Origin of the sequence: Dyella humi (assembly GCF_044904605.1) — a bacterium.
Taxonomy (GTDB): domain Bacteria; phylum Pseudomonadota; class Gammaproteobacteria; order Xanthomonadales; family Rhodanobacteraceae; genus Dyella_B; species Dyella_B humi.
Genome location: NZ_JADIKI010000021.1, coordinates 766,443 through 790,064, shown reverse-complemented (window position 1 = coordinate 790,064; position 23,622 = coordinate 766,443). Strand labels below are relative to the sequence as shown.

Here is a 23,622-nt window from a genome sequence, read left to right as displayed (position 1 = left end):
CTCGGAAATATGGCGCTTTGCCCAAGAGGTGACACCGCACGGTGCACATGTACCCATTTATCCGGCATCATCCAGCACTGCTACATCGGAGATGCCCATGACCGATCGCCGTAACTTTCTAAAAACCACGTTGTTCGCAACGTCCGCCCTGGCCCTGCCCAAATTGTCGCGCAGCGCCGCAACCCTGGCCGGTAGCGTTCCCGGTAACGTCGGCGCACGCGTCGTCTCCACCTGGGATTTCGGTGTGCCTGCTAATCAGGCGGCGTGGGTGGTACTCGGTAAGGGCGGCAAGCCCTTGGATGCAGTGGAGAAGGGCGCGATGGTGCCCGAGTCGGATCTCAACAATCACAGCGTGGGCCGCGCGGGTTATCCGGATCGCGATGGCAAGGTGACGCTAGATGCCAGCATCATGGACGGCGATGGTCGCTGTGGGGCGGTGGCGGCGCTGGAACATATCGCTCATCCGATCAACGTCGCGCGCAAGGTGATGGAGAACACGCCGCACGTGCTGCTGGTCGGCGACGGTGCCTTGGAGTTCGCGCTGCAGCAGGGCTTCAAGAAAGAAGAACTGCTCACGCCCGAATCGGAAAAGGCTTGGCACGAATGGCTGAAGCAGTCCAAGTACAAGCCGGTGGCCAATAGCGAGAACAGCGATTATCACCGCAGCCTGCAAAGCGTGGGCATGCCGGGCGGCAAGAACAATCACGACACCATCGGCATGCTGGCGGTCGATGCCAACGGCCGGCTGGCCGGTGCATGCACCACCAGCGGCATGGCGTGGAAGCTGCATGGCCGCGTGGGCGATAGCCCGATCATTGGCGCAGGTCTGTACGTAGACAACGAAGTGGGCGGCGCCACCTCCACCGGTGTAGGCGAGGAAGTGATCCGTAATGCCGGCAGCTTCCTGGTTGTGGAGCTGATGCGGCAGGGGCGCAGCCCGCAAGAAGCCTGCGAGGAAGCCGTGCGCCGCATCGTGAAGAAGCGCCCGGATGCAGCGAAGGAATTGCAGGTAGGGTTTCTTGCTCTGCGGCGCGATGGCGAGTGCGGTGCCTACGCCATCCAGAAAGGTTTCACCTATGCGGTGTGCGACGCGCAGCAACAAGATCGCTTGCTGGCCTCGCCCAGCGTTTATCAGACGACGTATTCCTGATGACACAACAACCCTTGCTTGAAATCGCAGCCGGCTCGCTCGCGTCGGCCATAGCTGCGCAGGAAGGCGGCGCCGATCGCGTGGAACTCTGCGGCAGTCTAGCCGAGGGCGGTATCACGCCGTCATACGGAACGCTTGCGCTGGTGCGCGATCGCGTGCGCATCCCGGTGTACGTGCTGATTCGTCCGCGCGGTGGCGATTTTCTTTATAGCGATACCGAATTCGAGATCATGCGGCGCGATGTGGAAACTTGCGAGCGCGTGGGCTGCGATGGCGTGGTGATTGGCGCGCTGGATGCTGACGGCACTATCGATCCACGTTGTCGCCAGTTAGTGAAAACAGCCGGCGCGCTGGGTGTGACCTTTCATCGCGCGATCGATGCGAGTGCGGATTTGAACCGTTCGCTGGAAGACATCATTGCGCTCGGCTGCGAGCGTGTGCTCACCTCGGGCGGATGCGCGAATGCACTTGCGGGTGCACAGGTCATTGCTGGGCTGGTGAAGCAAGCTCGCGACCGGATCAGTGTGATGGCCGGGGCAGGAATTCGTTCCGGCAATCTGGCTGAAATCGCACGGCTTACTGGAGCGCATGAGTTCCATGGCTCGGCGCGTACGGTGTTGAAGTCCTCGATGCGGTATCTCAATCCGGCGTTGCAGGATCTGGCGCCGGATATCGAGCAGAGCAGCGCGGAAGAGGTGCGGGCGATGAAGGCGCAGCTTGCCGGCTAACCCCTGTCCCAGTAGGAGAGGGAAGTAAATCCCACGCACGAAAAAAAGCCGGCGCTTCCGCCGGCTTTTTCACCAACCCTTATGCTTGCTCGGCCTTAGGCCAGCTCGTGAATCTTGGCATTCAGGCGGCTCTTGTGGCGAGCGGCCTTGTTCTTGTGGATCAGACCGCGGGCGGCGTAGCGATCCATCACCGGCTGGGCAACGGCAAAGGCGGCTACGGCGCCGGCCTTGTCCTTGGCTTCGATGGCCTTGACGACCTTACGGAGGGCGCTGCGCACCATGGAACGGGCGCTGACGTTGCGCAGGCGGCGCTGCTCGGACTGGCGCGCACGCTTCTTCGCGGACTTGATGTTAGCCAAGGTAGAACTCCGAAATGAAATATAGGGCTGGAAAAAGGCGGCAATTATGACGTCAATTTGCCGATAGGTCAAGTGGTTAGGGTTCTCGCCTTTATCCCCTTTCCTCAAGGAGAGTGTGACGCGTTTTCGCGGCCCGTGCACTACTGCCAAACTACGCACCGTTTGGCTCAGGACCCCGCCCCACACATGAAATCCCCCAGCATGTTACGCGGGCTTCTCTCGTTTAGCAGCATGACCATGGTTTCGCGCGTACTGGGGCTGCTCAGGGATATCTCGATCAGTCACGTGTTCGGCGCCAACGTGGCCACCGACGCGTTCTGGGTGGCGTTCCGCATTCCCAACTTCATGCGCCGCATGTTCGCGGAAGGTTCGTTTTCCACCGCCTTCGTGCCGGTATTCACGGAGGTGAAGGAGAAGGGCACGCATGCCGAGCTGAAGGAACTGATGTCGCGCGTGGCCGGCACGTTGGGCGGGGTGCTGCTGGTGGTGACGGCACTATGCGTGCTGTTCGCGCCGCAGGTGGCCACGGTGTTTACGCCAGGGGCGGTGGCGGAGCAGCACAAGTTCACACTCACGGTGGAGCTCCTGCGGCTCACGTTTCCGTTCCTGTTGTTCGTTTCGCTAACCGCGCTGGCGGGTGGCGCACTCAACAGCTTCCATCGCTTCGGCCTGCCGGCGTTGACGCCGGTGATTCTCAACCTATGCATGATCGCCGGTGCGTGGTGGCTGTCGCGGCGCTTGCAGACACCGATCTTGGCGCTGGGCTGGGCGGTGTTTGCGGCAGGCATTCTGCAGGTGCTGTTTCAGCTGCCGGCGCTGCGCCAACTGGATCTGCTGACATGGCCGCGCTGGGGTTGGAGCCATCCACCGGTGCGGCGGATCATGCAGCAGATGGTGCCGACGCTGTTCGGTTCGTCGGTGTCGCAGATCAATCTATTGTTCGACACGGTGATCGCCTCGCTGCTGATTTCCGGTTCGCAGACCTGGCTGTCGCAGGCCGATCGTTTTCTCGAATTGCCGCTGGGCGTATTCGGCGTGGCGTTGGGTACGGTGATCCTGCCTTCGTTGTCGCGCCATCACGTGGCGACCGATCACGAAGGTTTCTCGAAAGCATTGGATTGGGGCTTGCGCACCACGCTGCTGATCGCGATGCCGGCGATGTTCGGCTTGATGCTGCTGGCGCAGCCATTAGTCGCCACGTTGTTCCAGAACGGCCAGTTCCGCCCGTTCGATACACGCATGGCTACGCTGTCGGTCACGGCATTGAGCTTCGGCGTGCCCGCCTATGCGCTGGTGAAGGTGCTGTTGCCGGCGTTCTATGCGCGCAAGGACACGCGTACACCGGTGCGTGCCGGCGTGGCGTCACTGCTTTCCAACATGCTGCTCAACGGCGTGTTTCTGTACGCGTTGTATGCGCTATGGGCGCCGCCCGGACTGAAGGCCGGGCCGTTGCTCGATGGTTTGTCAAAGGTTCCTGGTTTACATCTGGCGTTGGGCATGGCCAGCGCGGTGGCCAGTTACATCAATCTGGCGCTCCTGTGGCGCTGGCTGCGGCGGGCGGATATCTATCAGCAACAGCCGGGTTGGGGACGTCATCTGACGCGGCTCGCGCTGGCCTGCGCGGCGATGGTAGCGATGCTGTTACTGGGGCGCTGGTATTGGCCGGACTGGACGCAGTTGCAGGTGATCGGACGCGTCTGGCGATTGGCCGTGCTGGTCGGCGGAGGCGGCGCGACGTACGTTGCAGTGCTGTTTGCCACCGGTTTCCGTCTGCGCGATTTGCAACATGACTGAACGCTATACTGGGCGGATGATGAAACTGTCCCGGGACGTTGCGGGGCCGTGCCTGGCCCCCGGCGGCAGCGTGGTTGCGGTCGGCGCTTTCGATGGCCTGCACCGCGGCCATCAAGCCTTGCTCAGCGAAGTGCGCCAGCGTGCGCAGGCATTGGGCTGCACGCCGATCGTGGTGAGCTTCGAACCGCTGCCGCGCGCCTTCTTCTCCAAGGAGCCGGTGCCGCGCTTGTCCAGCGTGCGCGAGAAGCTGCTGGGCTTCGCCGCCGCTGGCATGACGCACACGCTGCTGCTGCGTTTCAACCGGGCGTTGACGGCGATGTCGCCCGAGGAATTCATACAGCGCGTGCTGATCGAGCGGCTCAACGTGCGCGAAGTGTGGGTGGGAGCGGATTTCCGCTTCGGCCACAAGCGCGCCGGCGACGTGGCCATGCTGGAGCGGATCGGCAAGGAACACGGCTTTGTCGCGCACACCATGCCGGCGGTACTGCTGGATGGCGAACGCGTTTCGGCCAGTCGGGTAAGGGCACTGCTGGCGGCCGGAAATTTCGGTGCGGTCGCGCCGCTGCTCGGCCGGCCGTTTGTGATCGAGGGCAAGGTGGAATACGGCAACCAACTCGGCCGCGAGTTGGGGTTCCCAACCGCCAATATCCATCTGCGCGATCGCGTCACCCCGGTCCACGGCATCTTCGCCGTGCGCGTGGGACTGGGCGAAGCCGAATGCAGCTGGCCCGGCGTGGCCAGCCTGGGTACGCGGCCCACCGTCAACGAGGTCGACGAACCCCTGCTGGAAGTGCACTTGTTCGATTTCGAGGGTGATCTTTACGGCCAGCGTATGGCGGTGGAGTTCGTGGCCAAGCTGCGCGACGAGATGAAATTCGACGGATTGGACGCATTGAAGGCGCAAATGCGGCATGATGAGCGTTCGGCCCGGGAGATCCTGGGCATGAACCCCGTATTGATCGACGCGAGCCAGGCCACGCCGTGAACAGCACCGCCATGACCCTCTCCCGCAGCATCGCGATCATTATTATTTGAAGCACCCGCCGAAGCGCGTGCGCTTGCCGCCGCGCGTGGCAAGCAGCATGAGGCTTCGGTTCCCCTGCGGGCATCGAAGCGGAACGACTCCCAGAGACGGCACCCGAACGATGACCCAGGACTACAAAAGCACCATCAACCTGCCGCAAACCACTTTCCCGATGCGCGGCGACCTGCCCAAGCGCGAGCCGGGCTGGCTGGCCGAATGGGAAAAGGCCGACCGCTACGCGCAGATCCAGGCAAAGGCGAAAGGCCGCCCGATGTTCGTCTTGCACGACGGCCCGCCCTACGCCAACGGCGCGATCCATCTGGGTCATGCGATCAACAAGATCCTCAAGGACGTCGTGGTGAAGTCCAAGCTGCTGGCCGGCTTCCACGCGCCTTATGTGCCCGGCTGGGATTGCCACGGGATGCCGATCGAAATCCAGATCGAAAAACAGTTCGGCAAGGAACTGCCCACGCTCGACGTGATGAGCAAGGCGCGCGCCTACGCCAACGCGCAGATTGACAAGCAGAAGTCCGACTTCAAGCGCCTGGGTGTGTTGGGTGAGTGGGATCGTCCTTACCTCACCATGGCGCCGCAGAACGAAGCCGGTGAAATCCGCGCGCTGGCCGAGCTGCTGCGCAAGGGCTACATCTACCGCGGCTTGAAGCCGGTGAACTGGTGCTTCGACTGCGGTTCGGCGCTGGCTGAAGCGGAAGTGGAGTACGAGGACAAGGTCGACATCGCAATTGACGTCGGCTTCGCCTTCGATGATCCCGCGGCCGTTGCCAAAGCGTTTGGGTTGGAAAAGTTGCCGAAGCCCAATGGCCAGATCGTGATCTGGACCACCACGCCCTGGACCATTCCCGCCAACCAGGCACTCAACCTGCATCCAGAATTCAGTTACAGCCTGGTCGACACGACCAAGGGTTTGCTGATCCTCGCCACCGAACGCGTGGAGGAATGCCTGAAGACCTACGGTTTGGACGGCCAAATCATCGCTTCGGTACCGGGTCAGGCACTAAGCGATTTGAAGTTCCGCCATCCGCTGTATGCAGTCGATCCGGGTTATGCGCGTCTGTCACCGGTCTACTTCGGCGACTACGTCACCTTGGATACCGGTACCGGCGTCGTGCACTCCTCGCCCGCTTACGGCGTGGAAGACTTCCAGTCGTGCAAGGCGCACGGCATGAAGGATGCCGACATCCTCAATCCGGTGATGGGCAATGGCGTCTACGCCTCCTGGCTGCCACTGTTCGGTGGCATGTTCTTGTGGAAAGCCAATCCCAAGATCGTCGAAGCGCTGGATCAGGCCGGCTCGCTGCTGCATCAACACAAGTACGCGCACAGCTACATGCACTGCTGGCGGCACAAGACGCCGATCATCTATCGCGCCACTTCGCAGTGGTTCGCGGGCATGGACATCACACCCAAGGATGGCGGCAAGACGCTGCGTGAAGTGGCGCTGGAAGGCGTCGAAGCCACGCAGTTCTTCCCCGCCTGGGGCAAGCAGCGTCTGCACAGCATGATCGTCGATCGCCCTGATTGGACCTTGTCGCGCCAGCGCCAATGGGGCGTGCCGATGGCCTTCTTCGTTCATCGCGAAAGCGGCGAGCTGCACCCGCGCACGCCGGAACTGCTGGAAGAAATCGCCAAGCGCGTCGAGCAAGGTGGCATCGAAGCCTGGCAGACACTCGATCCCGCCGAACTGCTGGGGACCGATGCCGAAAATTACGAAAAGAACCGTGACACGCTGGACGTGTGGTTCGATTCCGGCACCACGCACTGGCACGTGCTGCGCGGCTCGCATGCCGACGTGCAAGCGTTTCCAGCCGATCTTTACCTGGAAGGTTCGGACCAGCATCGCGGCTGGTTCCATTCCTCGCTGCTCACCGCCTCGATGCTCGACGGCAAGCCGCCGTACAAGCAACTGCTCACGCACGGCTTCAGCGTCGACGCGCAGGGCCGCAAGATGTCCAAGTCGCTGGGCAACGGCATCGAGCCGCAGGACATCATGAATCGCATGGGCGCGGACATTCTGCGCCTGTGGGTAGCGTCCACCGACTACCGCTACGAGATGTCCTTGTCGGAGGAAATCTTGAAGCGCGTGTCGGATATGTATCGCCGTATCCGCAACACCGCGCGCTTCCTGCTCGGCAATCTGGATGGCTTCGACCCGGCCAAGCACATGGTGCCGGTGGAACAGAGCCTGCTGCTTGACCAATGGGCGATCAGTCAGGCGCATGAAATGCAGCAGACGGTGATCGCCGCGTACGAGCGCTACGACTTTCCCGAAATCGTGCAACGCGTGCAGAACTTCTGTACCACCGAAATGGGCGCGCTGTATCTGGATATCACCAAGGACCGGCTCTACACCACGCCGACCGACAGCCATGGCCGGCGCAGTGCGCAGAGCGCGATGTATCGCATCCTGGAAGCGATGGTGCGCTGGCTGGCGCCGATGTTGTCGTTCACCGCGGAGGAAATCTGGCAGCACATGCCGGGCGAACGCGGCGAAAGCGTGCTGTTCGAAACCTGGTACGACGGTTTGGCCAATACGCAGGGTTCGCCGGCGCAGCGCCGTTACTGGTCCGAGTTGCTGGCAATTCGCGATACCGCTTCGCGCGTACTGGAAGAAATGCGCAAGAACGAAAAGCTCGGTGCGGCGTTGGAGGCGGAGCTGACCATTCACGCCGAACCCGAACTGATCCAGCGCTTCACGGCGATGGCGGACGAGTTGCGCTTCTTCTTCATCACCTCGGACGTGAAGCTGCACGCGGCGACCAAAGTGGAGCCACTGGTGGGGCTGGACGGTGAAAGTGCTCTGGTCAATGCGGCGGACATCGAAGGCAAGACGGCGTGGGTGAGGGCGGCGGTGACGCTGGCGCCCAAATGCATCCGCTGCTGGCATCGCCGCGATGATGTCGGTAGCCATCCCGATCATCCGGAAATCTGCGGTCGTTGCGTGAGCAATGTGGAAGGGCCGGGCGAGGATCGTCGCTGGTTCTAGCGAAAACAGAGCCCTCTCCCCTCTGGGGAGAGGGTTTGGGTGAGGGGCGACGCTCGCCTGATATTTCATCGAAGCGCCGCTCCGATTCCAAATCCACGCAAGATTTTCCCCTCACCCCGACCCTCTCCCCGGAGGGGAGAGGGAGAAAAGAAGGAACACCATGCACCCTAAACCCAACGCACTCCCCTGGCTGCTTATCTCTGCCCTGCTGATCGGCCTCGACCAGCTCACCAAGTGGTGGGCACTCACTGCGCTGCAGCCGCCAGGCCTGCCGCACCCAGTGATCCCTGGCTTGCTCAGCTGGACGCTGGCCTTCAACACCGGCGCCGCCTTTAGCTTCCTCGCGCAAAGCAGCGGCTGGCAACGCTGGTTCTTCGTGGTGCTGGCGGTGGCGATCACTACGGCGCTGGTGGTGTGGCTGACGCGCACGGCCCGTCGCGAATGGCGCACGGCCTTGCCACTGTCACTGGTGATCGGCGGTGCGCTGGGCAACCTGATCGACCGCCTGCATGCCTCGCAGGTCACTGACTTCATCCAGGTGTACTACCGCGACTGGTACTACCCCACCTTCAATGTGGCCGATTGCGGCATCTCGGTGGGGGCGGTGCTGCTGATCCTGTTCGGGCTGCGTTCGTCATCCAGCCGATAACGGTGGCATTGCCCGCAGGCAGCGTGTCGTCCCGATGAGCCGGAAGGGGCGAAAGTGACATAAACAGTCGGTTGTCCTCTTTTGGTCAGTGTGATTTGCGTCACGTTTCTCTCGACGCTCCGCGGCAGCGAATTGAGCCCTCCAGGCGTGACCATTCGAATGTAAAACAGCTGCTTACGTCAGTTCCATCGCGCTCTGCCGCATATTTCTTCACACCAGCGCCTGCCAAAGGGCGGCGTCTTTGTCACGTGAGAATCCTCTCGATCGCCTAATGGCCTGATTCTTGCCGCTTTATTCCTGCAACGAGGGGGTTCGACGGAGCAGGGGCACAAGTGGCTTCACCGAACTGGGCGTTTTCACGTTGGACGCGAAGAGCGACTCTGGCGATGGGAAAGTGCGTGCAAATAAGAAAGGATTCGGCCGCGCAAGTAGCCATGCTGCGGCGTGTGGCGCTGGCAGTCTTCGTTACGCTGGCCTTGTGCGTGACGGGCGAAGCGGTCGCTGCGCAGAGTGCGCCTGATCGCGAAGCCTTGTTAACGCAAGCGCGCTCCGAGCGGGACGCGGGACATCGTGTCGAGGCACTCGCGCATTGCGAGGAAGTGCTGGCGCACTGGCCCGACGACCGCCATGCGCAATTGCTGGCCATCCAGCTTCTATCGGAACTGGGCGGTGCCGCGCGCGCCCGGGAACTGGCCGCGAGACTTTCACCGCCGCTCAGCCAAGCTGAGCAGGCGCGGCTGCAGGCCGACTACGCCTCGCATGAAGTGCGCTGGGCCAAGGGTATGCCCGCCGATGCCACCCATCCTTACGCGGATGCCGACCAGGCTATCGTCGACACACAGCGGGTGGCGGACCAGGGCGGCGGCGCGGCGGACATTCGCAGGCGTGCGCAGTTTGATCAACTCGTCGCGATGGATCAGGGCGATCGCGCGAACGAAGTCCTGGCTGGCTACGCGCAACTGAAACAGCAGGGCACGCAACTGCCGCCTTATGCGGAGCGCGCGGTGGCCGATGCGCTGATGCAGCAGCATCGGCCGGGCGAAGCCGTCGCGCTGTACGAGGACAGTATTTACCGTGATCCCGGCCCATATGCGCCGGGCGAGGCCGATCCACACGTCGACCTGGCCTATGCGTATCTCGCGGCCGGCCGCACGCACGAAGCGCTGACCACCATCGACAAAGTGGCCGCCACCGACCCGCGCTGGCTAGATCCGCCTGGCGCGCGCGGGGTGACGCAGAATTCGCACAAAGCCGATGCCGACAGCACCGCAGCCCAACTGCATGCTGACGTCGGTGAACTGCAGGATGCCTATACGCGCCTCGCCGCCATGTGCGCAGACGCGCCAGGCAATGTGGACTTGCGCCGTCAGCTGGCGATGGCGGAGCTGGCGCGCGGCTGGCCGCATCGTGCGGCGGACACCTTGAAGATCGCCGCCACACTCGAAGACGAACACGATGCAAGCGCCGCACTGGATGACGCTGACGTTGCGCGTGCCACCTACGATTACGCCGCCGCGCAAACTTCCCTCGATCAGGCGCAACAGCAAGCCGGCCGCAGCGGCCGCGTGCAGGATGCGCTGCAGGCATGGGATCGCCAGCGCGGCTGGCAATTCGATCTGGCGCACGACAATGGCTGGGGCAGCAGCCCAGACTACGGCGATCGCGACCAAGAAACGCAGGCGACGCTGGCCAGCCCCTTGATCGACGATCACTGGCGCGTGCTGGCACTGGCGCGCGCAGCATCCGCAGCCTTGCCCGAAGGCCATGTGGAAAGGAATCGCGCGGGCCTGGGTGTGCAAGGCTTCATGCCGAACGTGGCGTTCTATCTGCAGGCGCTGCCGGCGGTAGATCACTACGTGCGGCGCACCGATGTGGAAGCGGGCTTCAATTGGGCGATCAGCGATCACTGGTCGTGGACGGCCGATGCGAGCAGCGCGGGCGCGGATATTCCGCTGCGCGCGCAGTACTACGGCATCACCGGCAACACCTTGAACACCGCCGTGCAGTGGCGCGCGAGCGAACTCACCTCCGCGCGCCTGGCGCTGTATCGCGATCACTTCACCGATGGCAACTTGCGCAAGGGCTGGCTGGTTGACTTTGTGCAACGCCTGCACACCGGGCCGAACCTTAGTCTGGATGGCGGGGTTGAAATCGGCGGATCGACCAACAGCGAAAAAGACCGGCCGTACTTCAATCCTTCCTGGGACCGTTCCTACGCATTGACCACCACGCTGCAGAACGCGCTCTACCAATACGACACCCGCTCATGGAACGAGCGCTTCGACGCGGCCATCGGTCGCTATGTCGAGCGCAACTACGCGACCGGCTGGATGGCCAGCGTGCGCTACGGACAAACCTTCCAGCCACATGCCGGCCTGCGCTTTGGCTGGGGCGTGAGCTGGCGTTGGCAACCCTACGACGGCCGGCACGAATCGCGTGTCGTGCTGGACGTATCCATGCATTGGGGAGAGTAGCGATGCGCTTGGTCCTGCTCGCCTTGCTTCTGCTTGTGATGGCGCAACTGGCGTGCGCCAACGAGTTCGTGTCCGAACGCTCCGGCGTGATCGTGCTGGCTTATCACGACGTGCGCGACGACGTCGGCCTGCAGGGTGATCGCGATCCGGACGCGACCAGCACCGATCACTTGATCGCGCATTTCGACTGGTTGAAAGCCAACGGCTATCACGTGGTGAGCCTCGATCAGGTCATCAAGGCGCAGCAGGGTGGAGCGCCATTGCCGCCGCACGCCGTGCTGCTCACTTTCGACGACGGGCTGGAAAGTTTCTACACGCGCGTGTACCCGCTGCTACGCGCGTACGGTTACCCGGCGCTAGCAGCGTTGGAAGGCTCATGGATCGACATGGCATCCAACCGCAAGATGCCCTACGGCGGCGGCACCTGCATGCGCGAATGCTTCCTCACCTGGGATCAGGTGCGCGAGATGCAAGGCTCCGGCTTGGTGGAATTCGCTTCGCATACCTGGGATCTGCATGAAGGCATCAGCGCCAATCCGCAGGGCAATCAGCTACCTGCCGTGGTGACGCTGTGGTACGACCCGCGCACGGCGAGCTACGAAAGCGAAACTGCCTACGCCGCGCGCCTGCGCAACGATCTGCGCGAGAGCGCAGATGAAATCCAGCGCGCCACCGGTCATCGTCCGCGCGCGATCGTGTGGCCGTACGGCGCGTACAACCAAATCGCGCTGCAGGCGGCGACCAGTGAAGGCATGAGCATTTCTTTCAGCCTGGACGATGCGATCCCCGTATCGCCCGACGATCACACGCTGCCGCGCCTGCTGGTCAGTGGCAACATCAGCGCCAATCGGCTCGGCTGGCTGATTCGCCATCACTCGCGCATCGACCCGATACGCGCGGTGCAGGTGGATCTGGACTACGTCTACGATCCGGATCCGGCGCAGCAAGAACGCAATCTGTCGCACCTGCTCGACCGCATCCGCCGCATGCATCCCAGCCAGGTGTGGCTGCAGGCCTACGCCGATCCGAAAGGCGATGGCGTCGCCGAAGCGGTGTATTTCCCTAACCGTCACTTGCCGATGCGCGCGGATCTGTTCTCGCGCGTGGCTTGGCAATTGCGCACGCGTGCCCAGGTACGCGTGTATGCATGGATGCCGGTGCTCGCCTTCCATTTTCCGGATGCGCCGAATCTTCCCTCACTAGGCGGCGAACCGAAACCGGGCGGCGATCACTATCGTCTTGCACCGTGGGATCCGCGCGTGCGGCAATGGATCGGCGACGTCTACGAAGATCTCGCCATGCATGCCGACGAAGCCGGTCTGCTGTTCTCCGACGACGCATACATCCGCGATACGGACCAACTCGGCCCGTGGTCGAACAAGACGCCCGCACAGCGCACCACCGCGCTGATCGACTTCACCAACGAATTGACCGCGCGCGTGCGGCGCTGGCGCCCGCAGGTGAAAACAGTGCGGAACATCTACACGCGACCGATCATGGATCCGAAATCCGAAGCATGGTTCGCGCAAAGCCTGCCGGCATTCCTGGCCAGTTACGACGTCACCGCCGTGATGGCCATGCCGCAACTGGATAAGCAGGCGGACAACGACAGCTGGTACCGAACGTTGGTCGCGCGTGTAGCCGCTGCCGATCCGCATGCGCTGGACCACACCTTGTTCGAATTGGCTACGCGCGACTGGCGCACGGGCCAGGCGATCTCGGATGAAGACGTCGATGCGCGCTTCCGCTTGCTGCAGATCGAAGGCGTACGCCACCTCGGCTACTACCCGGACGATTTCATTCGCAACCAGCCACAACTGGAAGCGATCCGCCCGGCGATCTCGATTGCCGACTATCCCTATCCGGAGCGATAACATGAACGGTCACGCGCTCCATACTTTCCTCGAATTCGCCTTCTTCTATCCGCTGGCCATGTCGCTGATTTGGATGAGCGGCGGCCTGATCTACTTCTTCCGTTGGGAACGCAAGGAACCGTCGCGCGTGAAACCGCCGGCACTGCCGTCATACCCGATGGTGTCGCTGATCGTGCCCTGCCACAACGAAAGCGATCACGTGCGCGAAACCATCGAGCAGTTGGCCAAGCAGACCTATCCGTGTTTCGAGATCATCGCTGTGAACGACGGTTCCACCGACGACACCGGCGCGCAACTGGACCAACTGCTGAAGGAAATCCCGGAATTGCGCGTGCTGCACTTTGCCACCAACCGCGGCAAGGCCAGCGGCCTGCGCGCGGCGGCGCTCGCTGCCGAAGGCGACTACCTGGTATGCATCGATGGCGATGCCTTGCTCGACGCCTACGCCACGCACTGGCTGGTCATGCACATGCTGGAAAGCCCGCGCGTGGGCGCGGTCACCGGCAATCCGCGCATCCGCAATCGCTCCACACTGCTGGGCAGGCTGCAAGTGGGTGAGTTCTCCTCGATCATCGGTTTGATCAAGCGCGCGCAGCGCGTGTACGGGCGCATCTTCACCGTCTCCGGTGTCATCTCCGCATTTCGCAAATCGGCCTTGCACGACGTCGGCTACTGGAACACCGACATGGTGACCGAAGACATCGACGTGAGTTGGCGCCTGCAGATGCGGCACTGGGAAATTCGCTACGAGCCTAACGCGCTGTGCTGGATCCTGATGCCCGAAACGCTGCGCGGCTTGTGGAAGCAGCGCCTGCGCTGGGCGCAGGGCGGCTCGGAAGTGCTGCTGCGCTATGGATTGAAACTACTGCGCTGGCGGCAACGGCGCATGTGGATGGTGGCGCTCGAATACGTGGTGAGCTTGGTATGGTCGTTCGACATGGCGACGATCATGCTGCTGTGGTTGCTCGGCCAGTTCGTGAACCTGCCGCCGTCGCTGCACGTGCCCGCGTTGCTTCCCGAATGGAACGGCGTGGTGCTGGGCATGGTGTGCATGCTGCAGTTCCTCATCAGTCTGATGATCGATCGCCGCTATGAGTCGCGCATCGGCCGCAATTACTACTGGATGATCTGGTATCCGCTGGTTTACTGGATGCTGACCACCGCCACGTCCATCGTCGCCTTGCCCAAGGCCATACTCAAACGCAAGGGCACGCTGGCGATCTGGACCAGTCCTGATAGGGGGATACGATGAAAGCTGACTTCATCATCAACCGGCCGCACCGGCAGGCACCGCTGCAACGTACCTTGTTTGCCGTGATCACAATGGTGGCGTGGACGTTATGGATATCGCTGTGGCTGCCCGTGCTCACCTTGATCGCATGGTTGCTTGGCATGGAAGACGCCTACCGGCAACTGGGCCTGATGCATCCGTTGCACGCTGCGAATGATCTGAGCATCGTGGTCACAGTAGCGGTGGTATGCACGCTGTCGATGGGCTCGTGGTCGCAATACAACCGCATCCGTTTTGCGGGCAAGCAGCGGCGCCGCGGCAATCGCCACCTCGACATCACCGAAATGGCGCCGGCATTGGCAAGCTCGGTGGAAACGGCACGGCGTCTACGGAGTGGACGGCGCTCGGTGATTCACTTCGCACATGATGGGCAGATGTTTCTCGATAACAGCCACAATGCATAAGTGACAGGGCGAGATGCTACTGAGCAAGGCTGGCCATTGGTAAATGCCATTGATGTATATTCCAGTCATTGCAAAATGACATGGCAGAACCCGTGAAAGCGCTCGATCTCGATGCCGTCAAAGCTTTCGTTTTTGTTGCCGACATGCAGAGCTTCACCCGTGCAGCGGAAGTGCTCGACACAACACAATCGGCCATTAGCCTGAAACTGCGGCGTCTGGAAGATCAGCTTGGTCGACGATTGCTGGAACGCACACCACGGCAGGTGCGTTTGTCGGTGGAAGGGGCGGTATTTCTCGATGCGGCACGCGCCCTCGTCGGTGCGCACGAACGCGCCGTTTCTTCTTTCCAAGTTGAGCAGCGTCGGCTGACCATCGGCATCAGCCAGCAGATCGTCGGTAGCGAATTGCCCGCGCTTTTGCGCCGCATGAACGAGCACGATCCGAACTTAGTGATCGAAATGCACGTGGCCGGTTCGCGTGAAGTCATGCAGGCTTATGAAGAAGGTCAGCTGGATGCGGCACTGGTGTTGCAGCCGGAAGGTCGCCGTAGCCAGGGCGAAACCATCTTTACCGAAAACTTCGCCTGGATCGCTGCCGTGAATTGGGAGCCGCGCCCCGGCCAGCCTTTGCCGTTATCGACCCAAGGTGCGTCGTGCAGCATTCGCGCTGCGGCCGTGCGCGCGCTTGATCAGGCCGGTATTGCCTGGACCGAGGTTTTCATCGGCAAGGGTGCCGCGGTGGTTGGTGCGGCTGCAGCAGCCGGCCTGGCCGTGGCCGTACTCGCCCGGCGTACGGCGCCAAGCGGTACCACCGATGTAGGTCCGGCGTTATCGCTTCCGCCGTTGCCCAGCCAGGATGTAGTGCTGTACACGGCGCTCAACGATCGCCGTTCGCGCAATGCCATGCGTACGTTGACCACAGCGTTCAAGAGTCTTTCGGCGGCATAGCGGTTCACATCTCGTGCAAAACGGGGTGGGATCGTATTTCAGTGATTGCAAATCCACATGGTTGTTTGTGGCTTGGCTATCAACTGACGCTATAACTGAAGTTACAGAACTCAACAGATAGCCTGGGACTACGCCAGATCCCGCAAAGCCTTGCTGCGTGCCGTCTTATCAGTCCTCTAGCCTTCGCCTTGCAGATCTATCCATAAAGCCGAGGAAGCTCCATCGGTAGCTGGTCATATTGAGGGGACAAGGGTTCACTTGTCCTTTATATCCGTAAAGGTATAAATTCATGACGGAGAAACGCAAGCTCCTGTACTGGGAGGGTTCCTCGAAGAAAGATTTCAAGGCATTCCCGGTTTCCACCCAGAAGGACATGGGTGTGGCACTGTTTGTTGTCCAGTTGGGTGGTATGCCGACGTCTGCCAAGCCTTTGAAGGGGCTTGGCTCCGGAGTATATGAATTGGTGGATGACTATAAAGGCGATACTTTTCGCGCAGTCTATACGGTGCAAATCGATGACGCGGTACATGTGCTTCATGCGTTCCAGAAAAAATCCAAGTCTGGCATCGCTACACCGCAGCCGGATGTGATGTTGATCGAGAAGCGCTTGAAGGCAGTGCTCGCCCGTTATCGAGCGAGTGGGAGAACAGTATGAATCGCAAGTACAACCCTAAAGGTGTCGACAACGTGCTGGCAGACCTCGGGTTTGATGATGCGGAGGAGTTGTCGGCGAAGGCGATGCTCGCTTTCAAGCTCAATAAGTTGATCGACAAGCAAGGGCTCAGTCAGACGGACGTGGCCAGCATTACTGGCATGACGCAACCCAAAGTGTCCCAGGTCCGCCGCTACAAACTGCAGAACATCTCGCTCGAGCGGCTAATGCAGGCACTGGTCGCCTTCGACCAGCATGTTGAGATCGTCGTGTCCCCAGCGCGACGCGCACACGTGCCAGGCATCAGCGTGGCGGCTTGATTGGCGGAATGACGCGCAGACCAACGCACAAAAAACAAAGGCCGCATAAGCGGCCTCAGTCATTGGTACCGGTGATAGGACTCGAACCTACACGACATCGCTGCCAGTGGATTTTGAGTCCACCGCGTCTACCATTCCGCCACACCGGCATGGAACGAACGACTATTATGCCGGTTTCAGTTCACCGGGTCGAGACTCAACTGGCGATCCTGGCGCTCGTAGCAGCGGTCGCCGTCGGTGGGCTTGAACACTGCACAGTGCGTCATGTTGCCGGAGTAGATGTGCAGGCTCACCGCGATGGCATCGTCGCTGGGGTTGCGGATGGTGTGGTACTCGTGGGGTGGGATCAGGCTGCCGGCGGAGCCGGGGCCGGCCTGGATGGAGCCTACCGGCTGGAAGCGATACAGCCCTTCCTGGTTGCCGGTGGCAGCCAGGCACTCGTACTGCACCACCTCCAGTGCGCCGCTCCAGACGCCTTCCACGCACCACATACCGCAGTGGTCGTGGATCGGGGTGCCCTGGCCGGGCCCCCAGGTCATGGCGACCACGCAGTAGCCGTGGTCGTCACTGTGGTACAGCTCGCGGCGGGCGTAACGGTCCTCGGCGGTTTCGAACACGCAAGCGGGCAGTTCGATTTCTTTGCCCTGGATCAGCTTGCACAGGCTGTTGCGCAGGCTGTCCGTGATGGCGGGTGTGGAGCTTTTGGCGACAGCCGCGTCGATTGCCTGGATTAGTTTCTGACAGCCGGGGAATTCCGTGGTGAGCATTGAAGGTCTCGCTAAATCCAAGGATTGCTAGCCCATGGGAAACAAACCGGCTAAAGCCCGAAAGAAGCTTCTCTGCTAGCCTGTCCCAAGCGGCGCCCGATCTGGCACGGAGGGGGAATCCATGGGTGTGATGGTGATTGTAGCGTACCGCCCGAAGCCGGGGTGTGCGGAAGACCTGGAAGCGCTGGTTCGCGAGCATGTGCCGTGCCTGCGCGCGCTGGGCCTGGTGACCGACCGCCCCGCACAGGCGATGCGCGGCCTGGATGGCATCATCCTTGAGGTGTTCGAATGGAAGGAGGGTGCCATTGAGGATGCCCACAAAAGCTCCCGCGTGGTGGAGTTGTGGGAGCGCTTTTCCTCGGCCTGCGACTATGTGCCGCTGCGCGAGCTGCCGGAGACGGAAAAGATGTTCGCGGAGTTCAGGCCGATGGAGCTGTAGCCAGGCCTTAGGCTGCCCGGTTGCTTAATACACATGGCTTGATCAAAGCCGCGCGAGGAACCCACCGATCGCGCGACTGTAGTTCTCGATATCCACCAGGAACGCATCGTGGCCCTGCGGTGAATCCAGGGCTACGAATTCCACCTTCGCGCCGGCGGCCTCTAGCCCTTCGGCGATCTGCTCCTGCTGTTCCAGCGGAAACAGAATGTCGGTGCTTACGCCGATTACCAGCGCTTGTTCGATGCGGATGCGCTTCAAGCCTTCCATCACGTTGCCGCCGCCGTATTCAGAGATGTCGAACCAATCGCTGGCGCGCGAAAGATAGAGGTAGCTGTTGGGATCGAAGGTGCGCACGAAACGTCGCGCATGGCTTTCCAGATATGACTCCACCTGGAATTCAAAGCCGAACGGTTGCTCTTCGCGCTGCTCGGGTTCGAGCCGGATGCGCGCGAAGCGGCCGTTCCATTCCATCGCGGATCGGTAGGTGATCACGCCGAGCTTGCGCGCGATGCTCATGCCGATATCGGGATAGCGCTCGTCGTCGTACTGACCGCCGTTCCAGTTCGGATCAAGCCGGATTGCCTCGCGCTGCAGGGAGCGGATCGCGATGGCGAATGGCTGCGCTTGTGGTGCAGTATCCACGCTGATGTGTGCGCGCACGCTGCCAGGGTGTAGCACCATGTACGCCAGCGCGCTCATGCCGCCCATCGAGCAGCCGATCAGGCAGCCGAGCTTGTCGATATCCAGGCTTTTGACCAGCACGTGAGCGGCATTGGCGACATCTTCCAGCGAAAGGTCGGGAAAGTTCAGACGATACGGTTCGCTGGTGGCCGAGTCGATCGACGCCGGGCAGGTGGAACCCTTGTCGCTACCCAGCGAATTCATGCAGATCACGAACCAACGTGTGGTATCGATTGCCTTGCCCGGGCCGAGCATGTCTTCCCACCAGCCGTGCGAAGGGTCCTCCGCATTGGAGGCGGCATGCGCGCTGGGTGAAAGCCCGGTGAGGATCAGCACTGCGTTGTCGCGCGCTGCGTTCAACGTGCCCCAGGTTTCGTAGGCCACATGCGCGCCACGCAACGCGCCACCGCGCTTCATCGCGAAGGGGGAGGCCAGGTTGAAGTACTTGCGTGCATCGCTCATGGCCGGTCCTTGCTGGATGAGATGTTTTGCCTTGACGAGCATGGACGAACTTGCCTTCGCCGGAATGACGGTGAGGAAATCAGACATCACCGAAGTGCCTATACCTCAATCATGCACCTTGTCGATCACCACGTTGACCGGTGCCTTGCTATCGACGTCGACAGTACCGCCGTTGCCTTCCAGATCCCCCGCTTGGGCGATGGCGTTGCCGCTATGGCTGATGCGCGCCCCCACTACTACGCGCGGCACTGAGGACAACTTCATCGACGGTAGCATGCTCATCGCATCAGTCAGCGTTACCGTGGCAGGTAGTTGGCTGGCATCGAGCTTTGCCACCGCCAGCGGCATGGGTGGCCCTTTTTCTGCCTTGGCGTACACGAACAACGTATCACCGGCGGTCAACTTGGTTTTGAGCGCGGGTGCCAAGGTGACTTTCACCTGTAGGCCGCTGTCCTGATTGGCATTTGGCGAAGACGTAGAGCTCGTGCTCGAAGCAGAAGTCGGCGTATTGCCGGCGCGCGCATCCGCCAGCGTGATCTGCTGCGCGACCGCCTGCGCAACGTTGGAACCCGGCTCCAGCATCGGCTGCAAGGTGCGCCAAGTCGACGCCGCTTCGGCAAAACGACCTTGCTGGAAATCGCTGATGCCAAGCAGCCACAAACCGCGCTGATTGTTGGGTTCCAATTTCACGGCACGTTCCAGCAGTTCGCGCGCGTGGCCGCTGATATGGTGATCCGCGCTCGCCGTCGAATCGGCCTGCGCCCAGCCGACCATCGCGGAGGTGTTGTCCGGGCTCAGCTTGAGCGCCTGCTCGAACGCCCTGCGCGCTTCCTCCGGCTGCTGCATTTCCATCTCAGCCTGCGCCAGGAGCAGCCAGCCTTGCACGTCATTCGGCTGGCTGGACAGGTGGGCGCGCAGTTGATCCAGCGCCTTGTTCACGTCGGTGATGGTCTGCGCCTGCGTGGGTACGCCATCCAACGCGGTAGGTGTGCCGATCTGCCGGTACAGCAGTGCCGCGCCCACCGGCACCACCAGCGCAATGCACAGCATCAGCACGAACAAGCTGCGAGGACGGCCCGATTGCCGGCCATGCCGTAGTAACGGAAGCAACAGCAGGACCAGCGCCACAGCGATCATCACTGCGGCGGCGATGTAGAAAAACGTTTTCACCAATCGTCCCCATTCTCGGCCGGTGCATTGGGCGCGCCGGCTCGGCTACGTTTGCGGATGGTATTGACGACGACGAAGCCCCCGGCGATCAGGATCAGTAACGGCCCGAACCACAGCAACCAGGTGCGATGGTTGACCGGCGGATCGTAGAGCACGAAGTCGGAATAGCGATCCACCAGATATTGCTTGATCTCGGCATCGCTCTTGCCCTGCTGCATCAGCTCGAACACCTTGTGGCGCAGATCGCGCGCGAAGTCGGCGTTGGAGTCGGCGAGATTTTCATCCTGGCAGACGAGGCAACGCAGCTCGCTGGTGAGGTGCTGGAAGCGCAGCTCTTCGGTGTGGTCGCGGAAGGGTAGGGGATCGATCGCTTGCGCCGCGGAGAGGCCCGCAAAGGCGATCAGCACAAACAGAGCGGCAGCGCGTACAGCCTTCACCATTACGGCGCTTCCTTCTGCAACGCCTCGATCGCCGGCTTCAGCTGCTGCGTAATCACTTCCGGCGTCAACGGCCCGATGCGCTTATAGCGAATCACTCCTTTGCCGTCGATCAGAAACGTTTCTGGCGCGCCATATACGCCGAAGTCGATCGCGGTATGGCCGCTCGCATCGGCAATCACCATGTCGTAGGGATTGCCATGCTGCGTCAGCCATGCCTTGGCGTCGTTGGGATCATCTTTGTAGTCGTAGCCGATCAGCGGCACGCCGAGGTTCTTCGCCTCGGCCATCAGCACCGGGTGTTCCTCGCCGCAGGCGAAGCACCAGCTGGCGAATACGTTCACTAGATACGGCTTGCCCAGCATTGATGCCTTGCTCACCGTGCTGGCGGGTTCATCTAGCTTGGGTAGTGCGAAGGACGGCGCGGGCTTGTTGATCAGCGGCGAAGGCACGGCGGTGGGATCGTGCGCGCTGTTCCACCAGATACCGAAGCCGAGCAGCGCGGCCAGCAGCACGAAGGCGAAGAACGGCAGCAGCCGGCTCATGCTTGCGACTCTTGCAGCGTTGCGGTAACGGTCTGCGTCGCTTCGGCTTCCGTTTCGCGTTTGACGCGGAAGCGGCGATCGGCAGCACTGACGAAACCGCCCAGCATCATGAACAGCCCGCCGCCCCATATCCAGCGCACGAACGGTTTGGTGTAAAGACGCAGCGCCCACGCGCCTTCCACATGGTTGGAATCCATCGGCTCGCCCAGCGCCACGTAGATATCACGCGTAACACCCGGATCGATGGCCGACGAAGTTTGTACTTGCTCGTGCGAATAAGTGCGTTTCTGCGGATGCATCACCGCCACCGGCGCACCGTTGCGTGTCACAGTCACGATGCCTTGCTGGGCAATCCAGTTCGGGCCAGTGGCTTGCGTGACGCCATCGAAGCGGAATGCATAGCCGCCAACCACGGCGACTTGCCCGGGCGATAGGCGCACGTCGCGCGTCACGCTGAGCGATTCGGACAGCAACACGCCGATCACGAAGATGGCCACGCCCAGGTGCGCCAGCAGCATGCCCGCCATCTCGGCCGGATAGCGTCGTCCGCGCGGCATCTCGCGCCAGCGCTTGATCAAGTACAGCACCACGCCGATACCCACCCACACTGCGCTGGCCACGCCGGCAATCGCCTTGAGCTGACCCTGCACGAAAAACGCTGCAATTACTGCACAGGCCAATGCGGCAACGCCGGCACGTACCAGCACCTGCTTGAGCACCGGCAGATCGCTCTTGCCCCAGCGCAGATACGGGCCGAACGGCAGCAGCACCACCACCGGCAGCATCAGCAAGGGAAACAGCAGGCCGAAGTAGGGTGGACCGACTGAAATCTTGCCGAGGTTCAACGCATCGCCCAGCAGCGGAAACAGCGTGCCGAGCAGCACCATCGCCGCCGCCACGGTGAACATCAGGTTGCCGACAAGAATGGCGCTCTCGCGCGAGATCAGCGCGAACGCCTTGCCACCGGCCACCTTCGGCGCACGCAGGGCGTACAGCAGCAACGAGCCACCGACCACCACGGCAAGGAAGCACAGAATGAACGTGCCTCGGCGCGGATCGGAGGCGAACGCATGTACCGAAGTCAGAATGCCTGAGCGCACCAGGAACGTGCCCAGCAGCGACAGCGAGAACGCGAACAGCGACAGCAGAATCGTCCACGCGCGCAGCGAACCGCGCTTCTCCGTCACTGCTTGCGCATGAATCAGCGCCACGCCCACCAGCCACGGCATGAAGCTGGCGTTCTCCACGGGATCCCAGAACCACCAGCCGCCCCAACCCAGTTCCGCATACGCCCACCAGCTGCCGGCGACGATGCCGCAGGAAAGAAAGCCCCACGCCGCATTCGTCCACGGCCGCGCCCAGCGCACCCACGCTTGTTCCATCGAACCGCCAAGCAGCGCGGCGATGGAAAACGCGAACGCTACCGAGAAGCCCACATAACCCATGTACAGCACGGGCGGATGAAAGGTCATGCCCGGGTCTTGCAGGATCGGATTGAGATCCGCGCCGTCGGGCGGCATCGGCATCAGGCGTGCGAACGGATTGGAGGTGAACAGGATGAAGCAGAGAAAACCGGTCGAAATAATGCCGAGCACGGCGAGCACACGCGCCAGGAATGCTTCCGGCAGGCGACGGCTGAACAGCGTGAGCGCTAAGGTCCACACGTTAAGAATCAACACCCACAGCAGCATCGAGCCTTCGTGCGCGCCCCACACCGCCGCGATGCGGTAATACCAGGGCAATTGCAGATTCGAATTGGCGGCGACGTACTGCACCGAGAAATCGAAACGCACAAATGCCCATGCAAGGATCGCAAACGCCAGCGCGACGAATACCGCCTGTCCGGTTGCCGCCGGCCGCGCCACCGCCATCAAGGCCCGGTTGCCGCGCCATGCTCCGATCAGCGGCAGCACGCTCTGCGCGATGGCGAGGAACAGCGCGAGGATGAGTGCGAGCTGGCCGAGTTCGGGCGTCATAGCTGCTGCTTGTCCTGATTGGCGGCTTCATCGATGCGCTTGCCGGCATGCGCTTTGGCCATCGCATCCTTCAGCTCTTTCGGCATGTAGGTTTCGTCGTGCTTGGCCAGCACTTCCGTGGCGACGAAGCGGGCGCCGTCCATATGACCAGTGGCGATCACGGATTGGTTCTCGCGGAACAGGTCCGGCAGGATGCCGTTGTATTCCACCGGCATCACGCCAACTGCATCGACCACGGTAAAGGTGACCTTCAGTGAATCACTGCTGCGCTGGATCGAGCCGGCCTTCACCATGCCGCCGAGGCGGAACGTTTTGTAGCTAGTGGCATCCCCGGCTTGCACCTGACTGGGCGTAAACAGGTAATTCATGTTCTGCTGAAGTGCGTACACCACCAAGGCCGCGGCCACGATCACGGCGGCGAGGATGGCGATGATGATGGTAAGCCTGCGTTGACGCGTCGGATTCATGGATACGC

Annotated in this window: 22 protein-coding genes and 1 tRNA gene; 14 read left to right on the top strand and 9 right to left on the bottom strand. The window is 61.8% G+C overall.

Annotated elements, in window-relative coordinates:
* Window positions 1-97: 97 nt before the first annotated feature.
* Together ISP18_RS04180 and ISP18_RS04175 are read left to right on the top strand one after the other, a co-directional pair.
* Complete coding sequence (locus ISP18_RS04180) at window positions 98-1,150, top strand: N(4)-(beta-N-acetylglucosaminyl)-L-asparaginase (RefSeq protein WP_380017294.1); 1,053 nt, start codon at window positions 98-100, stop codon at window positions 1,148-1,150.
* Window positions 1,150-1,878 (top strand): copper homeostasis protein CutC, encoded by a 729-nt coding sequence (locus ISP18_RS04175; RefSeq protein WP_380017292.1) that lies wholly within the window; start codon window positions 1,150-1,152, stop codon window positions 1,876-1,878. Before ISP18_RS04180 ends, ISP18_RS04175 begins: the two co-directional genes overlap by 1 nt.
* Window positions 1,879-1,973: 95 nt before the next feature.
* On the opposite strand, the gene rpsT is transcribed toward ISP18_RS04175, so the two are convergent.
* Window positions 1,974-2,237 (bottom strand): 30S ribosomal protein S20, encoded by a 264-nt coding sequence (rpsT, locus tag ISP18_RS04170; RefSeq protein ID WP_325363706.1) that lies wholly within the window; start codon window positions 2,235-2,237, stop codon window positions 1,974-1,976.
* Between the two features lie 201 nt (window positions 2,238-2,438).
* On the opposite strand from rpsT, the gene murJ reads away from it, so the two are divergent.
* The 11 genes from murJ to ISP18_RS04115 all read left to right on the top strand — a co-directional run bounded on the left by murJ (window position 2,439) and on the right by ISP18_RS04115 (window position 16,670).
* The gene (murJ, locus tag ISP18_RS04165) at window positions 2,439-4,031 is read left to right on the top strand and encodes a murein biosynthesis integral membrane protein MurJ (RefSeq protein ID WP_380017290.1); all 1,593 of its coding nucleotides are present in this window, start codon (window positions 2,439-2,441) and stop codon (window positions 4,029-4,031) included.
* A gap of 16 nt (window positions 4,032-4,047) precedes the next feature.
* Window positions 4,048-5,016, top strand: coding sequence for a bifunctional riboflavin kinase/FAD synthetase (locus ISP18_RS04160; RefSeq protein WP_380017614.1), 969 nt, complete (start codon window positions 4,048-4,050; stop codon window positions 5,014-5,016).
* Between the two features lie 160 nt (window positions 5,017-5,176).
* The gene (gene ileS / locus ISP18_RS04155) at window positions 5,177-8,059 is read left to right on the top strand and encodes an isoleucine--tRNA ligase (protein ID WP_380017288.1); all 2,883 of its coding nucleotides are present in this window, start codon (window positions 5,177-5,179) and stop codon (window positions 8,057-8,059) included.
* Between the two features lie 160 nt (window positions 8,060-8,219).
* Window positions 8,220-8,708 (top strand): signal peptidase II, encoded by a 489-nt coding sequence (gene lspA / locus ISP18_RS04150; RefSeq protein WP_380017286.1) that lies wholly within the window; start codon window positions 8,220-8,222, stop codon window positions 8,706-8,708.
* A gap of 398 nt (window positions 8,709-9,106) precedes the next feature.
* Window positions 9,107-11,182 (top strand): poly-beta-1,6 N-acetyl-D-glucosamine export porin PgaA, encoded by a 2,076-nt coding sequence (gene pgaA, locus ISP18_RS04145; RefSeq protein WP_380017284.1) that lies wholly within the window; start codon window positions 9,107-9,109, stop codon window positions 11,180-11,182.
* Window positions 11,183-11,184: 2 nt separating this feature from the next.
* On the top strand, window positions 11,185-13,056 hold the full coding sequence (pgaB, locus tag ISP18_RS04140; RefSeq protein WP_380017282.1) for a poly-beta-1,6-N-acetyl-D-glucosamine N-deacetylase PgaB: 1,872 nt from the start codon (window positions 11,185-11,187) through the stop codon (window positions 13,054-13,056).
* 1 nt (window position 13,057) lies between these two features.
* The gene (gene pgaC, locus ISP18_RS04135; protein ID WP_380017280.1) at window positions 13,058-14,308 is read left to right on the top strand and encodes a poly-beta-1,6-N-acetyl-D-glucosamine synthase; all 1,251 of its coding nucleotides are present in this window, start codon (window positions 13,058-13,060) and stop codon (window positions 14,306-14,308) included.
* Window positions 14,305-14,751, top strand: coding sequence for a poly-beta-1,6-N-acetyl-D-glucosamine biosynthesis protein PgaD (gene pgaD, locus ISP18_RS04130; RefSeq protein WP_380017278.1), 447 nt, complete (start codon window positions 14,305-14,307; stop codon window positions 14,749-14,751). The genes pgaC and pgaD overlap by 4 nt, the downstream gene beginning before the upstream one ends.
* 80 nt (window positions 14,752-14,831) lie before the next feature.
* Complete coding sequence (locus tag ISP18_RS04125; protein ID WP_380017276.1) at window positions 14,832-15,698, top strand: LysR family transcriptional regulator; 867 nt, start codon at window positions 14,832-14,834, stop codon at window positions 15,696-15,698.
* A gap of 289 nt (window positions 15,699-15,987) precedes the next feature.
* Window positions 15,988-16,353 (top strand): type II toxin-antitoxin system RelE/ParE family toxin, encoded by a 366-nt coding sequence (locus ISP18_RS04120; RefSeq protein WP_380017274.1) that lies wholly within the window; start codon window positions 15,988-15,990, stop codon window positions 16,351-16,353.
* On the top strand, window positions 16,350-16,670 hold the full coding sequence (locus tag ISP18_RS04115; protein ID WP_380017272.1) for a helix-turn-helix domain-containing protein: 321 nt from the start codon (window positions 16,350-16,352) through the stop codon (window positions 16,668-16,670). Before ISP18_RS04120 ends, ISP18_RS04115 begins: the two co-directional genes overlap by 4 nt.
* Before the next feature lie 63 nt (window positions 16,671-16,733).
* Here the strand turns inward: ISP18_RS04115 and ISP18_RS04110 are convergent.
* Together ISP18_RS04110 and ISP18_RS04105 are read right to left on the bottom strand one after the other, a co-directional pair.
* Window positions 16,734-16,819, bottom strand: a tRNA-Leu gene (locus ISP18_RS04110).
* Window positions 16,820-16,846: 27 nt separating this feature from the next.
* Window positions 16,847-17,437, bottom strand: a complete 591-nt coding sequence (locus ISP18_RS04105; RefSeq protein ID WP_380017613.1) for a cysteine dioxygenase family protein — start codon at window positions 17,435-17,437, stop codon at window positions 16,847-16,849.
* 121 nt (window positions 17,438-17,558) lie between these two features.
* On the opposite strand from ISP18_RS04105, the gene ISP18_RS04100 reads away from it, so the two are divergent.
* Window positions 17,559-17,876 (top strand): hypothetical protein, encoded by a 318-nt coding sequence (locus ISP18_RS04100; protein ID WP_380017270.1) that lies wholly within the window; start codon window positions 17,559-17,561, stop codon window positions 17,874-17,876.
* 42 nt (window positions 17,877-17,918) lie between these two features.
* Here the strand turns inward: ISP18_RS04100 and metX are convergent, their stop codons facing one another.
* The 6 genes from metX to ccmE form a co-directional block, all read right to left on the bottom strand.
* The gene (gene metX, locus ISP18_RS04095; RefSeq protein WP_380017612.1) at window positions 17,919-19,019 is read right to left on the bottom strand and encodes a homoserine O-acetyltransferase MetX; all 1,101 of its coding nucleotides are present in this window, start codon (window positions 19,017-19,019) and stop codon (window positions 17,919-17,921) included.
* Between the two features lie 105 nt (window positions 19,020-19,124).
* Window positions 19,125-20,189, bottom strand: coding sequence for a tetratricopeptide repeat protein (locus tag ISP18_RS04090; RefSeq protein WP_380017268.1), 1,065 nt, complete (start codon window positions 20,187-20,189; stop codon window positions 19,125-19,127).
* Window positions 20,186-20,629: a cytochrome c-type biogenesis protein gene (locus tag ISP18_RS04085; protein ID WP_380017266.1), complete on the bottom strand. Its 444-nt coding sequence runs from the start codon at window positions 20,627-20,629 to the stop codon at window positions 20,186-20,188. The genes ISP18_RS04090 and ISP18_RS04085 overlap by 4 nt, the downstream gene beginning before the upstream one ends.
* The gene (locus ISP18_RS04080; protein ID WP_380017264.1) at window positions 20,629-21,171 is read right to left on the bottom strand and encodes a DsbE family thiol:disulfide interchange protein; all 543 of its coding nucleotides are present in this window, start codon (window positions 21,169-21,171) and stop codon (window positions 20,629-20,631) included. Before ISP18_RS04080 ends, ISP18_RS04085 begins: the two co-directional genes overlap by 1 nt.
* The gene (locus ISP18_RS04075) at window positions 21,168-23,147 is read right to left on the bottom strand and encodes a heme lyase CcmF/NrfE family subunit (protein ID WP_380017262.1); all 1,980 of its coding nucleotides are present in this window, start codon (window positions 23,145-23,147) and stop codon (window positions 21,168-21,170) included. Before ISP18_RS04075 ends, ISP18_RS04080 begins: the two co-directional genes overlap by 4 nt.
* A complete protein-coding gene (gene ccmE / locus ISP18_RS04070) occupies window positions 23,144-23,614 on the bottom strand; it encodes a cytochrome c maturation protein CcmE (protein ID WP_380017260.1) in 471 nt (156 codons plus the stop codon). Before ccmE ends, ISP18_RS04075 begins: the two co-directional genes overlap by 4 nt.
* Window positions 23,615-23,622 lie beyond the last annotated feature (8 nt).

What these genes read in the sequence shown, in the direction of transcription:
- ISP18_RS04180 (WP_380017294.1), top strand. Translation starts at nt 98, where the DNA reads ATGACCGATCGCCGTAACTTTCTAAAAACCACGTTGTTCGCAACGTCC.
- ISP18_RS04175 (WP_380017292.1), top strand. Translation starts at nt 1,150, where the DNA reads ATGACACAACAACCCTTGCTTGAAATCGCAGCCGGCTCGCTCGCGTCG.
- murJ (WP_380017290.1), top strand. Translation starts at nt 2,439, where the DNA reads ATGTTACGCGGGCTTCTCTCGTTTAGCAGCATGACCATGGTTTCGCGC.
- ISP18_RS04160 (WP_380017614.1), top strand. Translation starts at nt 4,048, where the DNA reads ATGATGAAACTGTCCCGGGACGTTGCGGGGCCGTGCCTGGCCCCCGGC.
- ileS (WP_380017288.1), top strand. Translation starts at nt 5,177, where the DNA reads ATGACCCAGGACTACAAAAGCACCATCAACCTGCCGCAAACCACTTTC.
- lspA (WP_380017286.1), top strand. Translation starts at nt 8,220, where the DNA reads ATGCACCCTAAACCCAACGCACTCCCCTGGCTGCTTATCTCTGCCCTG.
- pgaB (WP_380017282.1), top strand. Translation starts at nt 11,185, where the DNA reads ATGCGCTTGGTCCTGCTCGCCTTGCTTCTGCTTGTGATGGCGCAACTG.
- pgaC (WP_380017280.1), top strand. Translation starts at nt 13,058, where the DNA reads ATGAACGGTCACGCGCTCCATACTTTCCTCGAATTCGCCTTCTTCTAT.
- pgaD (WP_380017278.1), top strand. Translation starts at nt 14,305, where the DNA reads ATGAAAGCTGACTTCATCATCAACCGGCCGCACCGGCAGGCACCGCTG.
- ISP18_RS04125 (WP_380017276.1), top strand. Translation starts at nt 14,832, where the DNA reads ATGGCAGAACCCGTGAAAGCGCTCGATCTCGATGCCGTCAAAGCTTTC.
- ISP18_RS04120 (WP_380017274.1), top strand. Translation starts at nt 15,988, where the DNA reads ATGACGGAGAAACGCAAGCTCCTGTACTGGGAGGGTTCCTCGAAGAAA.
- ISP18_RS04115 (WP_380017272.1), top strand. Translation starts at nt 16,350, where the DNA reads ATGAATCGCAAGTACAACCCTAAAGGTGTCGACAACGTGCTGGCAGAC.
- ISP18_RS04105 (WP_380017613.1), bottom strand. Translation starts at nt 17,437, where the DNA reads ATGCTCACCACGGAATTCCCCGGCTGTCAGAAACTAATCCAGGCAATC.
- ISP18_RS04100 (WP_380017270.1), top strand. Translation starts at nt 17,559, where the DNA reads ATGGGTGTGATGGTGATTGTAGCGTACCGCCCGAAGCCGGGGTGTGCG.
- metX (WP_380017612.1), bottom strand. Translation starts at nt 19,019, where the DNA reads ATGAGCGATGCACGCAAGTACTTCAACCTGGCCTCCCCCTTCGCGATG.
- ISP18_RS04085 (WP_380017266.1), bottom strand. Translation starts at nt 20,629, where the DNA reads ATGGTGAAGGCTGTACGCGCTGCCGCTCTGTTTGTGCTGATCGCCTTT.
- ISP18_RS04080 (WP_380017264.1), bottom strand. Translation starts at nt 21,171, where the DNA reads ATGAGCCGGCTGCTGCCGTTCTTCGCCTTCGTGCTGCTGGCCGCGCTG.
- ISP18_RS04075 (WP_380017262.1), bottom strand. Translation starts at nt 23,147, where the DNA reads ATGACGCCCGAACTCGGCCAGCTCGCACTCATCCTCGCGCTGTTCCTC.
- ccmE (WP_380017260.1), bottom strand. Translation starts at nt 23,614, where the DNA reads ATGAATCCGACGCGTCAACGCAGGCTTACCATCATCATCGCCATCCTC.